Genomic DNA, 17,231 nt, shown 5'->3' with positions numbered 1-17,231 from the left:
CCATGACTGAGACCACGCAGATCGCGCAGACCCTGACCGAGGACCGGATCGTCGAGGGCATCACCGGCGCGCTGGGCGCGGTGCTCGAACGGGACGTCGCCGACCTGTCCGCGGACACCCGGCTGTCCGACGCCGGCCTCGACTCGACCGGCGTGCTGGAACTGCTGATGCAGCTCGAGGACACGTTCGGCATCGAGTTCGACACCGAGAACCTGGAGATGCAGCACTTCGAATCGGTGCGTTCGCTCGCCGCGTTCGTCATCGCGGAAATCCGTGCCTGACCCGGTGCCGTGGCAGGAGTACCGGCGCGTCGCCCGGGAACAGGGCGTCGCGCCCGCACTCAAACTGCTGCGGACGACGCGGCGGACCGGCGCGATCGCGGCCGCCCCGGCGGGAGAACTGCCCGCCGGGACGGAGATCTTGCGGCAAGCCGACCTTCCCGGCGGCGCTGTCGCGTTCGCCCGGGGCCTGCCGGACGCGCCCGCGGGGCCGGAGCTGTTGTGGGTGCGGCTGGGGCTTTCGCAGTGGCTGCTCGACGAGTGCCTTCAGTACCTGGGCGAGCGGCGTTCCGGTGAGGAGTCGTTGCTGCGCAAGCAGATGATCCAGGACTGCCTCGCGACCGCGCTCAACGGGCAGCTGGCGGTAGAAGCGGATCTGCTGGCGGACGGGAGCGCGGCTCCCGCGCGAGTGCGGTATCTGCATCAGTGTCTGTCCGATGTGGACAGGAAGCTGCTCGGCCTGCTGGGAGCGAAGGGATTCCTGGCTGGCGGACCGGGCGAGGTCGCCGACGTCTCGGAGCTGCTCGCGAGCTTGCACGAAATGGGGACGACGTGACGGGCACGGTACTGACCGAACCCTTGCTGGCGCTACGGGATCTCGCCGCGGAATGGGCGACCGATCTCCGCGCCGCCGGAGCTGTGCTCGACCGCGATCCCGAGGCCACTGCCGAGCTCGCTGATCTGCCCGCGGCGCGCTGTATGGCGCAACTGCTGGTCCCGGCGGAGTACGGCGCGGAAGGCATCAGAGTCGCCGGGCACCGGTTCAACGGGATGACCGCGCTGGAACGGACGGTGCTGCTGGAGGAGTTCGCCCGGGGCGACGCGGGCGCGACGCTCGCCGCGCCAGGCGCGTCGATGTCCGGAGTCCTGATCGACGTACTCGGGGACGCCGAACAGAAAGCCTGGTTCTACGGCAGGCTCGTCGACCGTCCAACGTGGACCTTCTTCGCGCTCACCGAACCGGACGTGGGCTCCGACGCGAACGCGCTGACCACCAGCCTGACGCCCGGCCCGGACGGCGGCTTCGTCCTCAACGGCCGGAAACGCTACGTCGGCAACGCTTCCCGCGCAGGCATGGGCGTGGTCTTCGCCCGCACCGCGCCCGGCCCGCTCGGCGTGCGCGCGGTCCTCCTGGACACCGCTTCCCCCGGCTTCCACGCCGAACCGCTGGGCATGCTCGGCTTGCGCGGTGCCCGGTTCTGCGCCCTGGAGTTCGACGGAGTACACGTCCCCGCGAACCGGGTGCTGGGCCAGCACCTTTCCCCGACCCGGCGCGGGATGTGGGCCGCCACGCTGACGTTCAACCGGCTCCGCCCCGGCGTCGCCGCCATCGCGGTCGGCATCGCGCGGGCCGCGCACGAGTACGTCCGCGCCGAGGGCGGCCTGCTCACCGGCGGCGCGGCGGCCGAATGGGACCAGCTGGGCTACCGGATCGAGAGCGTCCGGAACCTGGTGCACCTCGCGGCGATGGAGGTCGACGCCGGGGGCAGCCGCGGCGGGCACCTCGCCTCGTCCGCGAAGGCCGAGGCGAGCCGGCTCGCCGAGGACGCGACCAGAGCCGCCTGCCGGTTCTTCGGGCCGAGCGCGCGCTGGACGCATCCCGTGCTGGACAAGCTGATTCGCGACGCGCGCGGCGTCGAGTTCATGGAAGGCGCCGCGAACATCCAGAAACTCATCGTCTTCACCGGGCTGCTCGCCGGCAAAGTCGGCCGCGGCGAGTCGTTCCCGGCGCTGAACCGCCCCTTGGGCACCGGAGGTTTGCCGTGCGGGTGATATCCGCCCCTCAGGAGTTCACCGTCCCGGATCTCTATGTCGACCTGCGCCGGTTCGTCGGCCGCGACCTGTTCGTCAAATGCGAGGGCTTCAACTTCGCCGGGTCGATCAAGCTCAAGGCGGCGCTCGAGATCGTCGAACGCGCCGAGCGGGACGGCCAGCTGCGCCCCGGCGCCACGATCGTCGAAAGCTCGTCCGGGAACATCGGCGTCGCGCTCGCGATGGTCGCCGCCAGCCGGGGATACCGGTTCATCTGCGTCACCGACGACCACTGCACGCTGTCCGCGCGGCAGCTGATGCAGAACTACGGCGCCGAGGTTCACGTCCTCACCGAGCCGCATCCGGTGGAAGGCCTGGTCGGCGCGCGGCAGCGAATGGTGGAGAGCCTCTGCACGGAGCACGAGGACTACGTCTGGCTCGACCAGCACACCAACCCGGGCAACTGGACCGCGCACTACCGGACCACCGGCCCGGAGATCCTGCGCATGTTCCCCGGCCTCGACGTGCTGTTCGTCGGCACCGGCACGGCCGGGACGCTGATGGGCTGCGCCCGCTACCTGCGCGAGGCGCGCCGGTCGATCCGCGTGGTCGCGGTGGACAGCGTCGGCTCGGTGAGCTTCGGCGGCCCACCCGGGCCGCGGCAGATCCCCGGGCTGGGCTCCGCGATCCGCCCGGCGCTGCTCGACGAGTCCTTAGTGGACGACGTGGTGCACGTCGAGGAGACCGAAACCGTCGAGATGTGCCGGACGCTGGTGCGGCACGGCTTCCTGTTCGGCGGCTCGACCGGCACCGTCGTCGCCGGCGCGCTGTCCTGGCTCGCCCGCGAGGACCGCGACCTGACCGCCGTGGCCATCTCCCCGGATCTGGGCGACCACTACCTGGACACGGTCTACCGGGACCACTGGGCCGCCGACGCGCTCGGCCGGGTGCCCGAGCAGACCACCGACCGACTTTCCGAGGTGCCGCGATGACTGCTGTCGAGACCAGCCTGCCCCTCTCCACGGCCCAGACCGACGTCTGGTTCGACGAGCAGCTGTCCGGAGGCGGCCTTGCCTACGCGATGGCCGACTACCTGGACATCTCCGGCGACCTCGACGTGACGGCGTTCGTCGAAGCGTTCCGCCTGCTCACCGACGAGGCCGAATGCTTCCGCGCGCGCTTCTTCGAGGTCGACGGCGAGCCGCGCCAGATCGTCGAGCCGTTGACCGAATTGCCGGTGCGCTTCCTGGACCTGTCCGGCGAAGCGGACCCCGAGGCGGCCGCGCTCGCGTGGATGCACGAGGACTTGGCGCGGCCGTTCTCCGTCACTGATTTCCCGCTGTTCCGCGCCGCGCTGCTCACGCTCGGCCCGCGTCGGCGATTCTGGTATCTCACCACCCACCACCTGGTCGGCGACGGGTTCAGCGCCGCGATCTGCCACCGGCGGATGGGCGAGCTGTACACGGCGGTGCTGACCGGCGCGGAGCCCGAGGGCCGTCCGCTGCCGCCGTTCCGGGACCTGCTGGAATCCGAACTCGCGTACCAGACCTCGACGCATCTCGGGCGGGACCGCGAGTTCTGGAGCAGCCACTTCCGCACAGTCCCGGACTTGATCAGCTTGTCCGGCAAGGAACCCGCACCCGCTCGAGGCTTCCTTCGCCGCACGCTCGCCCTGCCCGCCGATGCCGCCGCAGCCGCGCGGAAGGCAGTGGCGCAGGCCGGGGTGACCCTGCCGACCTTCCTGCTCGCCGCGATGGCCGCCTACACCGAACGCCTTTCCGGCATCCAAGACCTGATGCTGACCGTCCCGGTGGCCGCCCGCGCCGGTGTCCGGACGCGGACGATTCCGGGGATGATGGCGAACTACCTGCCGTTGAAAATGCAGGTCAGGCCCGCGATGACCCCGCAGCTGCTGCTGAAGCAGGCCTCGCGGGAACTCGCTCGCACGCTCAAGCACCAGCGGTACCACGTCAACCAGATCCGGCGCGACATCGGCGTGCGAAGCGACGAACGGCGGCCGTTCGGCGGTCCGTTCGTCAACGTGCTGCCCGCGGATCCCGGGCTGCGGCTCGGCGACTGCGTGACCCGGGTGCGGAACCTGTCCACCGGGATCACGAACGACCTGTCCATCACGGTCCTCGACGAGCCCGGCGGCGGGATCGAACTGCACCTCAACGGGAATCCCGACCTCTACGACGAGTCCGGAGTGGACACTCACCTGCACCGGTTCGCCGGGTTCCTGGACCGCTTCGCGCGCGCCGATCCGGACGCGCCGCTCGCGCACATCGACGTCGCCGATGCGCAGGAGCGCGAGGAACTGCTCGCCGCCGGGCTGGGCGCTAGTGGCCCGGTCGGCGCGGGCGTGATGGAGCGAGTGCGCGCGCAGGCTCCGGATGCGGTCGCGGTGGTCGACGCGGCCGGGTCGGTGAGCTATGCGGACCTGGTCGGGAGGGCCTCGGCGTTGTCGCGGCGGTTGCCGGTGGGGCGCGTGGTTGGCGTGCTCGCTGGCCCGGGGAGCGGCTTCATCTCAGCGGTTCTCGGTGTGTTGGGCGCGGGCGGTGCCTACGTGCCGCTGGATCCGACGCTGCCGTTGGCGCGGTTGCGCGACTTGGTGGCGGACAGCGGTGCGGCTTGCGTGGTCGCCGCACCGGAGTTTCGGGACGTCGCCGCGGAGCTGCCGGTGGACGTCGTGGAGCTGGATGGCACAGTTGATGCCGAGCTGGCACCGGTGGTGGGTGCGGACGATGACGTGGCGTACGTGATCTTCACGTCGGGGTCGACCGGGCGTCCGAAGGGCGCGATGGTGTCGCGGCTCGGGATGGTGAACCACCTGCTGGCGAAGGTGGCGGACCTCGGGCTGGGCGCGTCCGACGTGGTGGTGCAGAACGCGCCGCTGACGTTCGACGTGTCGGTGTGGCAGATGCTCGCGCCGCTGGTGGTCGGCGGTCAGGTCCGCGTGGTGGACCGACGGATCGCGGCGGACCCGGAGACGCTGTTCGGCTTGGGGATGTCGGTGCTGGAAGTGGTGCCGTCGTTGCTGCGGGCCGCGCTGGACTTCTGGGACGCCGGTGGCCCGCCGGAGCTGGCCGGACTGCGCTGGCTGGTGGTGACCGGCGAGGCGTTGCCGCCGGACCTGTGCGTGCGGTGGTTCGGGTACTTCCCGGAGATCCCGCTCGTGAACGCCTACGGGCCGACCGAGTGCTCGGACGACGTGACGCACGCGGTTCTGTCCAGTGTGGACGATGTGCGCGGGGTGCGGACGCCGATCGGTCTCCCCGTGCGGAACACCCGGCTGTACGTGCTGAGCGACGAGCTGCGGCCGGTCCCGGCGGGTGCGGCTGGCGAACTGTACATCGGCGGTCTGGTGGTCGGACGCGGTTACGTGGGCGATCCGGCCAAGACAGGTTCGGTGTTCGTCGCGGATCCGTTCGGCGAGCCGGGCACCCGGATGTACCGGACTGGCGATCGCGTAGTGCGCCGGGACGACGGTGCGCTGGAGTTCATCGAGCGCCGCGACTTCCAGGTCAAGATCCGCGGCCACCGCATCGAACTCGGCGAGATCGAAGCCACCCTGCGCGAACTGCCCGAGATCGCGGACGCGGTCGTGGTGGTGCGCACCGACGACGCCGGGACCAAACGGCTGGCCGCGTACCTGGTCGGGACCGAGCCGGTTGACATCCCTTCGGTGCGAAGCGAACTGCAGCAGCGGCTGCCGGACTACCTGGTGCCGCCCGCGATGGTCGTGCTCGACGCGATGCCGTTGACCGTGCACGGCAAGGTCGACCGGGACGCGTTGCCAGAGCCCGATTTCGCCGCCGAGGCGGTCGGCCGGGCTCCGCGCAATGCCGTCGAGGCCATCCTGTGCGACGTCCTGGCCGAAGTGCTGACCGTGCCGAAGGTCTACATCGACGACAACTTCTTCGCTCTCGGCGGCGACAGCGTCAGCTCGATCCAGGTGGTCAGCCGCGCGCGCAAGGCCGGGCTGATCATCACCCCGCGCGACCTGCTGGAAGCCCGCACTCCGGCGGCGATCGCGGAGAACGCGGTCCCGGCGGGGGACGAGGTTGCGCTTGAATCCGTCGTCTTGGTCGAACTCGAGCCGGGAGAACTGGACGAGCTGCGGGTCGGTCCGGTCGAGGAAGTGCTTCCGCTCGCCCCGTTGCAACAGGGCATGCTCTTCCACGCCGAACTGGACGCCGAAGGCGTGGATTTCTATGCCGTGCAAGCAATCGCGGACCTCGAAGGACCGCTCGACACCGCCGCGGTCCGGGACGCCTGCGCCACGCTGCTGACCCGGCACACCGCCCTGCGCGGATACTTCCGGCGACGCCGCAACGGGGAGCCGGTGCAGCTGGTCGCCGAATCGGTCGAGCTGCCGTGGACCGAGATCGACCTGACCGTGCTGCCGGAGGACCGTCGCGTGGCGGAGCTGCAGCGACTGGTCGAGGAGGACCGGTTGCGCCGTTTCGACCTCGCCCGCCCGCCGCTGGTCCGCTTCACCCTGATCCGGATCGCCGCTGAGCGCTACCGGTTCCTGTGGAGCGCGCACCACATCGCCACGGACGGCTGGTCGGTGCCCATCCTCATCGACGAGCTGGCGCAGCTCTACGCGCGCGGCGCGAAGGCCCAACTGCCCGCGGTGCCGCAGATGCGCGACTACCTCGCCTGGCTGTCCCGCCAAGATCAGGAAGCCGGACGGAAAGCCTGGCAGGACCTGCTCGACGGCCTGCCCGGACCGACCCGCGTGGCGCCGGACCTGCCCGCCGCCGCGAATCTGCCCGCGACTGTCGAGTTAGTACTGTCCGAAAGCGACACTGCGAATCTCTATGCGTGGGCGCGGGAACACGAGCTGACGGTCAGCACGATTGTGCAAGCGTGCTGGGCGATTCTGGTCGGCAGGCTGGCCGGACAGCAGGACGTGGTCTTCGGCGCAGTGGCCTCCGGACGTCCCGCGGAACTGCCCGGCGTCGAAACGATGGTCGGCATGTTCGTGAACACCGTCCCGGTGCGGGCTCGCCTGGACCCGGCTCGCCCGGTCCGCGAACTGCTCGCCGAACTGGGGCATCAGCAAGCCTCAATGGTGTCCTACCAGCACATCGGACAGGCCCAGCTGAGCGGAGCCATCCCGGACAGCGGAGAACTCTTCGACACCGCGGTGGTGTTCGAGAACGTCCCCGCCGGCGACGGCGGCCCGCTGGTGAAACTCGGCGAAGACGTCCGGGTGGTCGACGCGGTGACGCTCGATTCGCGGCACTACCCGCTCAGCCTCGTCGTGGAACCGCGCGGCTCCCTCGTCTTCCGCTTCGACTACCTCCGCGAGGCATTCGGCGACGACCGTGTCCGCGGACTGGCGCAGCAGTTCCAGGCGCTGCTCGACACGGTGCTCGGCGACCCGGACCGCCTGCTCGGCCGGATCGACGTGGTGGCCGAACCCTCGGAGACTTTCCTGCTGGGCGCGCCCGGACCGGTCGGCACGGGCGTCGTCGAGCGGGTGCGTGCACAGGCCGCGGACGCTCTGGCGGTGGTCGATGACTCCGGTGCCGTGAGTTATGCGGAACTGGTGGGGTTGGCGTCGGCGCTGTCTCGGCGGTTGCCGCCGGGGCGCGTGGCGGGTGTGCTCGCCGGTCCCGGTATTGGCTTTATTTCAGCGGTTCTCGGTGTCCTGGGCGCAGGCGGTGCCTATGTGCCGTTGGATCCGACGGTGCCGCTCGCTCGGCTGCAAGGCTTGGTCGAGGACAGCGGCGCGGCGTGCGTGATCGTGGCTCCGGAATTCCGGGAGCTCGCGGCCAGCCTGCCGGTGGACGTCATCGAACTGGACGGCGTCGTCGACACCGAGCTGGCTCCGGTGGTCGGTGCTGACGACGATGTCGCGTACCTGATCTTCACTTCCGGCTCCACCGGCCGTCCCAAGGGCGCGATGGTGACTCGCCTCGGGATGGTCAACCACCTGCTCGCCAAGGTGGAGGACCTGTCGTTGAGACCGTCGGATGTGCTGGTGCAGAACGCCCCGCTGACCTTCGACGTGTCGGTGTGGCAGATGCTGGCCCCGCTGATGGTCGGCGCTCAAGTCCGCGCAGTGAGCCGGGAGACGGCGGCCGATCCAGACGCGCTCTTCGGCTTGGGCATGTCCGTGCTGGAAGTCGTGCCCTCGTTGCTGCGCGCGGCATTGGACTTCTGGGACGCGGGCAGCCCGCCTGAGCTGGACGGGTTGCGCTGGCTGGTGGTCACCGGCGAGGCCTTGCCGCCGGACCTGTGCGTGCGGTGGTTCGAGTACTTCCCGAACATCCCGATGGTGAACGCCTACGGTCCGACCGAGTGTTCCGACGACGTGACGCACGCAGTTCTGTCCAGTGTGGACGATGTACAGGGCCTGCGGGTGCCGATTGGCCTCCCGGTGCGGAACACCCGGCTGTACGTGCTCGGCGACGAACTGCGGCCGGTTCCGTCAGGCGCGGCCGGCGAACTGTACGTCGGCGGCTTGGTCGTCGGCCGCGGCTATGTCGGTGACCCGGTCAAGACGGGCTCCGTGTTCGTGGCCGACCCGTTCGGCGAGCCGGGCACTCGCATGTACCGGACGGGCGACCGCGTGGTGTGCCGGGCCGATGGCGCGCTGGAGTTCGTGGAACGCCGCGACTTCCAGGTCAAGATCCGCGGCCACCGCATCGAACTCGGCGAAATCGAAGCCGGTCTCCTCGCGCAGGACTCCGTCACCGACGCGGTCGTCGTCGTGCAAGGCTCCGACGCGGCCAACCGGCACCTGGTCGGCTACGTCGCGGGAACCGCCCGCCCAGAGGATCTGCAGGCTCAGCTGGCCGAGCTGCTGCCCGCGTACATGGTGCCCAGCGCGATCGTCGTACTCGACCGGCTCCCGCTGACCGCACACGGCAAGGTCGACCGCAAAGCCCTGCCCGCGCCGGAAAACCTGACCGGACAGGAGAAACGCGGCCCCCGCACCCCGGTCGAGGAACAACTGACCCGGCTCTACGCGGAGGTGCTGGGCCTGCCCGAGGCCGGAATCGACGACGACTTCTTCGAACTCGGCGGCCATTCCCTCCTGGCCACCGCGCTGGTCAGCCGGATCCGGTCGGAACTGGACGTCGAACTGCCGCTGCGGGACCTGTTCGAGGCCCGCACCGTCGCCGCGCTGGCCGGGCGGCTCGCGTCCGCGGGACAGGCTCGCGCGGCGTTCCGGAAACTGGACCGTCCCGATCCGCTGCCGCTGTCGTACGCCCAGCAGCGGATGTGGTTCCTCAACCGGCTCGAAGGCGAACACGGCGGCTACACCATCCCGCTCGCCGTGCGGCTGTCCGGAGAGCTGGACCGCTCGGCACTCGCCGCGGCCGTCGACGATCTGACCGCACGCCACGAAATCCTGCGCACTGTCTTCCCCGACACCGACGGCGTGCCGTACCAGCGCGTTCTCGACGCAGGGGAGTCCCTGCGCACCGCGCCGATGCCCGCGGACCTCACCGCGACCCTGGAAGAGGAAGTCGCCCGCGGATTCGATCTGGCGACCGATCTTCCGTTGCGCAGCAAGCTCTTCGGCCCATCCGAGAACGGCGACCACGTCCTCCTGCTGGTGCTCCACCACATCGCCGGAGACGCCTGGTCCGTCGATGTGCTCGCCCGCGACCTCGCTGCCGCCTACGAGGCGCGGCGGTCCGGAAAGAGTCCGGAGTGGACAGAGCTGCCCGCCCAGTACGCGGACTACTCGGTCTGGCAACACTCCCTCCTGGACGACACCAAGGACGGCGAATCCGCCCGCCTGCTGAAGCACTGGCGGGAAGCGCTCGCCGGGATGCCGGGCGAACTGGCGCTGCCGGTCGACCTGCCGCGTCGCGCCTCAGCGGGCTACCACGGCGGAACCATCGAATTCGAGGTGCCGTCCACCGTGCACCGGGGCCTCGCGCGGCTCGCGCACGAGCAAGGGGCGAGCCTGTTCATGGTCGTCCAGGCCGCGCTGGCGACGCTGCTCACCCGGCTCGGCGCGGGAACCGACATCCCGCTCGGGAGCCTGGTCGCCGGACGTCCGGACGAAGCCGTGCACGACCTCGTCGGGTTCTTCGTCAACACGCTCGTCCTGCGCACCGACACCAGCGGCGACCCGCACTTCGCCGACCTGGTCGCGCGGGTCCGCGATGCCGACCTCGCCGCCTACGCCCACCAGGACCTGCCCTTCGAACGACTGCTGGAGGCGACGCAACCGGCCCGTTCGATGTCGCGACAGCCGTTGTTCGGGGTGCTGCTGTCCTTCTACGACGTGCCGCCGTCCGAAGTCAGTCTCGGCAGCCTTACCGCGCGGCCCGAACTGCTCGCCCCGACGCACAAGAAGTTCAAGTTCGACCTGACCTTCCAGCTGGGCCAGCACAAGGGAGAACGCGGTCTGGAAGGCACGCTCGAGTACAACGCCGACGCGTTCACCGCGGACACCGCGCAACGGCTCGTCGACCGGCTGACGCTCCTGCTGACGGCCGCCGCCGAAGATCCCGGCCAGCCGTTGAGCCGGATCGACCTGCGCACGGTCGCCGAGCGGGCCACCTCAGCCGGGTCGGCTCCCGAGGTTCCCGATGGCTTGCTGGTGCCGGGGGACATCGGCCTGCGCGAGCAAGCCAACCGACTGGCCCGGGCTTTGCAGGCGCAGGGCGCGGGTCCGGGGGAGACGGTGACCGTCGACCTGCCGCCGGGCCGCGACCGCTGGGCAGCGATCTTCGCCGTTCTCGCCATTGGCGCGGCCTGGACGCCGAGCGGGTTGTCTCGCTATACAGTCCCGGCGGATGTGTCCGGATTCGCCGACACCGACCTCGAGGTGCCGCTGGCCGGGGCGGAGCTGGCCTATCGCGGAGAAGCGGTGTTCAGTCGAGACGCCCTGGCCGCGACAATCGCCGCCCTGCTGGCCGAATTGCCGCTCACGGCCAGCGACCGCGTCCTGGCACCGGACACCGAGTTCGCGCTGCCGGTCGTGCTGGCCGCATTGCACGTCGGCGCGGTGGTGACTGTCGCTCCCGCCGCCGAGATCGCGGAACTCGCGTCGTCGGTGGACCCGAGCGTCGTGGTCCTGACTCCGAGCATCGCGAAAATGCTGGCGCTGCGACCGGGCACCCGGGTGCTGAACTTCGGCGAAGCATTTCTCGACGGCGCACTCAACTGCGAGGGCACCGCGGCGTCTGGCTGGCTCTCGCTGGTCAACGGACGCTCGTTCGCGCACAGCCGGGCCGACGTCCTCGACGTGAGTCGGCAATCAGTGCCTCGCGGTGGCCGAGGAGAGCTGTACTTGGCTGGCGCACCCACCGGCGTCCCCGCCCGCGTCCGCCTGGACGGAACTGTGGAAGTGATTCGCGAGGCCCAGGTACGCGGCTTCGCGATCCCGCTCGGGCAGATCGAAGCGGCCCTGCACCGCCAGCCCTCGGTCGCCGCGGCCGCCGTCGTCGCCGAGGACGACTTGATCGCCTACGTTGTCCCGCAATGGGAACGCGGTGTCGACCCGCTCGCCCTGCGGGAGGCGCTCGCCGCCGAACTCCCCGATTACCTGATCCCGACCGCGTTCGCCGAACTCGACACCATCCCCGTCGCCCCGGACGGATCCCTGGACCGCGCCGCGTTGCCCGCTCCTACGGCGCAGACCGGCCAGGACACAGGGGAAACCGTCGAACTGCTGCGCGCAGCTTTCGCTGAAACCCTCGGCCTCGCCGACGTTGACGTCCAGGCCGGGTTCTTCGAACAGGGCGGCAACAGCCTGCAGTCCGTCCGCCTGGTCGCGCTGGCCCGACGAGCCGGACTCCGACTGACGGTGGCCGACGTTCTGACCCACGGCAGCGTCGAACGCCTGGCCGCACTAGCCGAACGAGCCGAACCCGACCTCGCGGACCTGCCGGACCCGTTCGCGCCGCTCCTGCCGATCCGTCCGACCGGGTCGAAACCGCCGCTGTTCTGCTTGCACGCCGGACTCGGCCTGAGCCTGCCGTACCTCGGCTTGGCGGCCCACCTGCCGGACCGTCCGATCTACGGCCTCCAATCACCCGGAATCAGTGGCACAGAACAGTTCCCGGAGTCCGTCGAACAGGTCGCCGAGGACTATCTGAAACACCTCCGCCGCATCCAGCCCCACGGCCCGTACCACCTGCTCGGCTGGTCTTACGGCGGTCTGCTGGCCTTCGAACTGGCCGTACGCCTTGAGTCCGAAGGCGAAACGGTCGGCTCACTGTCCATCTTGGACAGCTACCCGCAGGACGGCTCCGAAACCGCACCGACCCGGCACGAGCTGCTCGTCGATTTCCTGGAGCACGTGGGCTTCCACGACACCGACGCCGGTACCGAGCTGACCCCGGCCGACGTCATCGCCGTGCTGCGAAACGGAGACAGCAGACTGGCCGACATCGGCGAGGAACGCATGACCCGCGTCCTGGCCGTGATGGACAACAACGCTGCCTTGGCCCACCAGTACCGCCCGACGAGGTTCACCGGCGCGGTCGAGTTGTTCGTCGCCGCTGAGGGATTGACCGACGCCGAGGTGGCCGAACGAGCGGGCCGCTGGGTGCCGCACGTGGCAGGACCGGTGCGGCCGCACCGGATCGACTGCGGCCACGAATACCTGATGGACCCGCGACCGCAGGCGGAGGTCGGAGCCGCGGTGGCGGAAACGCTGAGCACCGGAAGCGAGGAGTCGCAGTGACCACGATGACTACCCCGGCGAATCCGCCGCGGGCAGCGGCGTTCGTCGAAACGTTCGCCCTGGCCGGCCGGCGGCTGATCCACCTGCGCCAAGTGCCCGGCCGACTGCTCGCGATCACCCTGAACTCCCTGATCACCATGCTGGCCATCGGGTACGTCTTCAAGGGCGCGGTGAGCGTCGAAGGCGGCGGCAGCTACCCGGAGTTCCTCTTCCCGGCCGCACTCATGCAGGTCGGCCTCGCCGGGGTCGCGCCGACCGCGATCGCGGTGGCGATGGACCTCAAAGGCGGCCTGACCGACCGATTCCGCTCCCTGCCGATCTCCCGTCCCGCCGTGCTGTTCGGCCACACCATCGGCGACGCGCTGGTCGGCTTCATCGCGCTGGCGATCGTCGCCGGGATCGGGCTGGCGGTCGGCGGCCGCGTGCACGCCGGGTTCCCCGCGCTGCTCGCCGGGTTGGCCGTGCTCGCGCTCTTCCTCTACGTGATGATCTGGGTCGGCGTGCTGCTCGGGCTCACGATGGGCAATCCCGAATCGATCGACGGCGTCGGCGCGGTGCTGACGCTCGGGCTTTCCTTCCTGTCCAACGCTTTCATGGCGGTCAGCCAGCTCCCGTCGTGGGTCCGGCCGATCGCCGAATGGAACCCGGTCAGCTCCGTCACCACGCTGTGCCGCCAGCTGTGGGGCGTGCCGGTGCCCGCGGACGATTCGTTCCCCGCCCAGCATCCCGGCATCGTCGTCGCGGTGACGCTGGTCGTGCTGTTCGCCGCGGCGACCCGGCTGAGCTTCCGCCGTTACCGCCTCGCCTAACCGATCCGGAGTACGCGATGACAAACCCGTTTGACGACCAGAACGGCGCTTTCCTGGTCCTGGTCAACGACGCACAGCAGTACAGCCTCTGGCCTTCGTTCGCGGAAGTCCCGCGAGGCTGGCGGGTCTCGCTCGGCGAGAGCAGCCGCGAAGAAGCCCTCGCGCACATTTCGGGCCGCTGGACCGATCTGTCGCCCGAGAACATCCGGGAAGCAGGCTGACATGGCACACGGAGAACTCGCGATCGAAGCCGAAGGGCTCCGCAAGCGCTACGGCGACCACGAAGCGCTCGCCGGCGTCGACCTCGCCGTCCCGCCCGGCACGGTCCTGGGCTTGCTCGGCCCCAACGGCGCGGGCAAAACCACGACCGTCCGGATGCTCGCGACCCTGCTTCCGCCGGACGGCGGCCGCGCGCTGGTCGCCGGGCACGACATCGTGGCGGAACGCAAGCAAGTCCAGCGGCACATCGCGCTCGCGGGGCAGTACGCGGCCGTCGACGAACTGCTGACCGGCAGGCAAAACCTCGTGCTGCTCGGCCGTCTTCTGCACCTCGGTCGTCGAGGCGCCCGCGCCCGCGCGGGAGAACTGCTGGAGCGGTTCAACCTGGTCGAGGCGGCGGACCGCGCGGTCGGCACCTACTCCGGCGGGATGCGTCGCCGCCTGGACCTCGCGACCTGCCTCGTGGCGCGGCCCTCGGTGCTGTTCCTCGACGAACCGACTACGGGGCTCGACCCGGCGAGCCGAATGGGCTTGTGGACGATGGTCCGCGAGCTGGTCAGCGAAGGCGTCACGGTCCTGCTCACCACGCAGTACCTCGAGGAAGCCGACTACCTCGCCGACCGGATCGTGGTCATCGACAAGGGCCGGAGCGTCGCGGAAGGAACCGCGGACGAGCTCAAGCGCAAGGTCGGCCGGGAACGGCTGGAAGTCGCCGTCGCGCACCCCGAAGGCCTCGCGGACGCAGTGGCGGCCCTGACGCCGGTCGCGGTGGGCGTCCCGGTCGTCGACGAACGCCGGTGCAGCATCTCCCTCGAACTGCTCGACGAGAGCGGCGGGATCGCGGCGGCGGCGAACGCGTTGCACGAACGCGGCGTCGCGCTGGCGGATTTCGCGCTGCGCCGGCCGACCCTCGACGAAGCCTTCCTCGACCTCACCGGGCACCCGACCACCGGGTGATCCCGACGCTCGGGTCTTAAGGCGGTGCCGCCCGGGGCGAGGCGGCTGCTGTCGGACCCATCACCGCTTGCTCGCGTCCGTGAGGGGAACCCTGAGGGACTCTGATTCCCTCAGGGTTCCCCTCACGGACAGCGCACGCAGCCGCCTCATCTTCGCGCAGCCCCCGGCCCGGTCCGCCGCCACCAGCGGACCGGGCCGGCTAGCGAGAGCAGCAAGGGCAGCAGCACCAACCGGATCACCAGCACGTCCATCGCCAGCGCCGCGGCGGCCGCCCAGCCGAACTCGCTCAGCGCGCCGGTGCCAGCGATCCCGAGAGCGCTGAAGATCCCGATCGACACCACGCTCGCACTGGAGATCGCCACGGTGCCGCGACGCAGTCCTTCAGCGAGCACATGCTGTGGCGACATCCCAGTCAGCGCTTCGACGCGGAAGTGGTGCAGCAGGCACACGTGCATGTCAGTCGTGGGCGCGGCGAGCACGGCCACCAGCGCCACGGGCAGCCACGTCGGGGTCGGTGGGTCCATGCAGGTGAGCATGGTCAGCGCGAAAAGCGCGGACAGCACCGAAAGCACCGCGGTCGTCAGCGTGATCACCACCGGTCGGAAGGCCGTGATCACCGCCAGCGAAGTCAATCCGATCAGCAGCGCCAACGGCAGCGGCGGCAGCGTCGGCGATTCGAGGTAGCGGTAGACGACGTAGCCGAGTGCCGCGGCGGTGCACACCAGCGCGCCGATGAGCCCTGCTGCGCTGCGGTAACGCCAGGTCGCGGGCAGCCGGGCGACGAACCGCGGCAGCCAGTGCCACTGGAAGGACCGCCGCACGGGAAGCGTGGTCCGGGTCAGCAACACGGGGAGCAGCGTCAGCGCGGCGGCGGCTTCCACGAGGATCACCAGGACCACGGCCGCCGCCAGTCGCATGACCTGCGGCTCGCCGGTGAGATACAGGCCGGTCATCGCGGTCAGCATCGCGAGCCCGGTGACGAGCGCGGTCCGTCCGGCCGTTGAGGCGACGATCTGTGCGGTGTCTGAGACGTTGTGCTTGCCCGGCGGCATCTCCTGCTGCCTGCGGACCGCGAACAGCAGGTGGTTGGCCGCGCTCGTGATGCCCGGCAGGAGAACGAGGTTCCAGCTGCCGAACGAGCCCGTTCCTTCGGCCGCCGTCAGCAGCACCCCGAGCGCGCTGACGCCGACCGTCGCGAGATAGCCGAACGCGATCGCGGCCAGCCGCAGCGATCCCAGCACCAGTACCAGCAGCAACGCGGTGAGCGGGGCGCCGACGGCGAGGACGGAGCCGGCGGGCGGGAATCCGGGCTGGGCGGAGCCGCCGGTCGCGGCGGCGAAACCCTCGCTCGCCGCCGCGACCAGGAACAGCAGCCACGCGCACAGGACCGGGCCGGGGTGTCCGGCACACCAGCGCGCGAGACGGAGCAGAGGTAGCGTTCGCAATTGCCGCACTCCTTGGGCCGCTTCAGGCCTCCCGCCGCGCAGGCGGCAAGCCGGACGGTCTAAGGATGGCTCCTCGTGATCGTGCGCACACTGGGCGTGGCACCTCGATTTCGAGTGGTACTAGCTCCCGAGCGCGGCGGGCGGGGCGAGCGCCGCGTCTCCGTAGAGGTCGGCCACCCACTGGTCGTGGTAGACCGTGTCGAGGTAGCGGTCGCCGAGATCGGGGGAGACCGCCACCGCGGTGAAGTTCTCGCCGTGCGCGTGCCGGTCGAGCCAGTTCAACGCCCCGGCGACGACAGTGCCGGTCGAGCCGCCGAACAGGAAACCCGCCCGGACGAGACGGCGGCACATGCGCACGGTGGCGAGCTCCGGCACGTGCACCACATCGTCCACATAGGACTCGTCGAGCAGTGCGGGCCGGACCCCGGTGCCGAGACCGGGGATCATCCGCGGGGCGGCCGGGGTCCCGAAGGTCACCGAACCGACGGTGTCGATGGCCACCACGCGCATGCCTGGACAGTGTTCGCGCAGGTAGCGCGCGCATCCCATCAGCGTGCCGGTCGTGCCCGCCCCGATGAACGCGACGTCGGCATCGGGGAACGAGTTCGCGATCTGCGGGCCGGTGGTGCGGTAGTGCGCCTGCCAGTTGCCCGCGTTCGCGTACTGGTTGAGCCACACCCGGTCGTCGCCCTCGGCGCACAGCCGCCGCACGTGCGCGATCCGTGCGCCGAGCAGCCCGTCTTTCGGATGCGGCTCGGTGATCACGTGCACCTCGGCGCCGAGCGTCTGCATCAGCTGCCGGGCGCCGAGGGTGCAGCGTGAGTCGGTGACGCAGATGAACCGGTAACCGCGGCTGGTGGCGACCAGGCTGAGCGCCACCCCGAGGTTGCCCGACGAGCTCTCCACGAGGGTCGCGCCGGGCCGCAATGTGCCGTCCAGTTCGGCGGCGTCGATCATCTCGGTCGCGGCCTTGATCTTGATCGAACCGGCGAAGTTGAAGCCCTCGCATTTGAGGTAGAGCGATCGCCCTGTACACCCGAACAGGTCGACGAACAGGTCGGCGACGTTGAACTCGTGCGGGCTGGTGATGATCGGCATCGGC

General features: G+C 70.2%; 10 protein-coding genes. 8 read left to right on the top strand and 2 right to left on the bottom strand.

Features of this window, described 5'->3' with window-relative positions:
* Positions 1 to 2 precede the first annotated feature (2 nt).
* From ABZX37_RS19410 to ABZX37_RS19375, 8 genes are read left to right on the top strand one after another with little or no spacing between them, the layout of a single operon-like run.
* Positions 3 to 281 carry a phosphopantetheine-binding protein gene (locus ABZX37_RS19410; RefSeq protein ID WP_354741258.1) on the top strand — a complete coding sequence of 93 codons (279 nt, stop codon included), beginning with the start codon at positions 3 to 5 and terminating at the stop codon, positions 279 to 281.
* On the top strand, positions 274 to 834 hold the full coding sequence (locus tag ABZX37_RS19405; protein WP_354741256.1) for a DUF2786 domain-containing protein: 561 nt from the start codon (positions 274 to 276) through the stop codon (positions 832 to 834). Before ABZX37_RS19410 ends, ABZX37_RS19405 begins: the two co-directional genes overlap by 8 nt.
* Entirely contained in the window at positions 831 to 2,051 is a 1,221-nt protein-coding gene (locus ABZX37_RS19400) for an acyl-CoA dehydrogenase family protein (RefSeq protein ID WP_354741254.1), read from the top strand. Before ABZX37_RS19405 ends, ABZX37_RS19400 begins: the two co-directional genes overlap by 4 nt.
* On the top strand, positions 2,042 to 3,022 hold the full coding sequence (sbnA, locus tag ABZX37_RS19395; RefSeq protein WP_354741252.1) for a 2,3-diaminopropionate biosynthesis protein SbnA: 981 nt from the start codon (positions 2,042 to 2,044) through the stop codon (positions 3,020 to 3,022). The genes ABZX37_RS19400 and sbnA (ABZX37_RS19395) overlap by 10 nt, the downstream gene beginning before the upstream one ends.
* A complete protein-coding gene (locus tag ABZX37_RS19390; protein WP_354741250.1) occupies positions 3,019 to 12,699 on the top strand; it encodes an amino acid adenylation domain-containing protein in 9,681 nt (3,226 codons plus the stop codon). Before sbnA (ABZX37_RS19395) ends, ABZX37_RS19390 begins: the two co-directional genes overlap by 4 nt.
* A gap of 5 nt (positions 12,700 to 12,704) precedes the next feature.
* Positions 12,705 to 13,508 carry an ABC transporter permease gene (locus tag ABZX37_RS19385; RefSeq protein WP_354741468.1) on the top strand — a complete coding sequence of 268 codons (804 nt, stop codon included), beginning with the start codon at positions 12,705 to 12,707 and terminating at the stop codon, positions 13,506 to 13,508.
* A gap of 17 nt (positions 13,509 to 13,525) precedes the next feature.
* Positions 13,526 to 13,729: an MbtH family protein gene (locus ABZX37_RS19380; protein WP_354741248.1), complete on the top strand. Its 204-nt coding sequence runs from the start codon at positions 13,526 to 13,528 to the stop codon at positions 13,727 to 13,729.
* Position 13,730: 1 nt separating this feature from the next.
* Positions 13,731 to 14,684, top strand: a complete 954-nt coding sequence (locus ABZX37_RS19375; RefSeq protein WP_354741246.1) for an ATP-binding cassette domain-containing protein — start codon at positions 13,731 to 13,733, stop codon at positions 14,682 to 14,684.
* Positions 14,685 to 14,830: 146 nt separating this feature from the next.
* Here ABZX37_RS19375 and ABZX37_RS19370 read toward each other — a convergent pair whose 3' ends face one another.
* Positions 14,831 to 16,129, bottom strand: a complete 1,299-nt coding sequence (locus tag ABZX37_RS19370; protein WP_354741244.1) for an MMPL family transporter — start codon at positions 16,127 to 16,129, stop codon at positions 14,831 to 14,833.
* 120 nt (positions 16,130 to 16,249) lie between these two features.
* Positions 16,250 to 17,227, bottom strand: coding sequence for a 2,3-diaminopropionate biosynthesis protein SbnA (gene sbnA / locus ABZX37_RS19365; RefSeq protein WP_354741243.1), 978 nt, complete (start codon positions 17,225 to 17,227; stop codon positions 16,250 to 16,252).
* Between the last annotated feature and the right edge of the window lie 4 nt (positions 17,228 to 17,231).

The organism is Amycolatopsis sp. NPDC004079 (assembly GCF_040610415.1).
Lineage (GTDB): Bacteria > Actinomycetota > Actinomycetes > Mycobacteriales > Pseudonocardiaceae > Amycolatopsis > Amycolatopsis halotolerans.
This window is presented reverse-complemented; position numbering and strand designations above follow the sequence as displayed.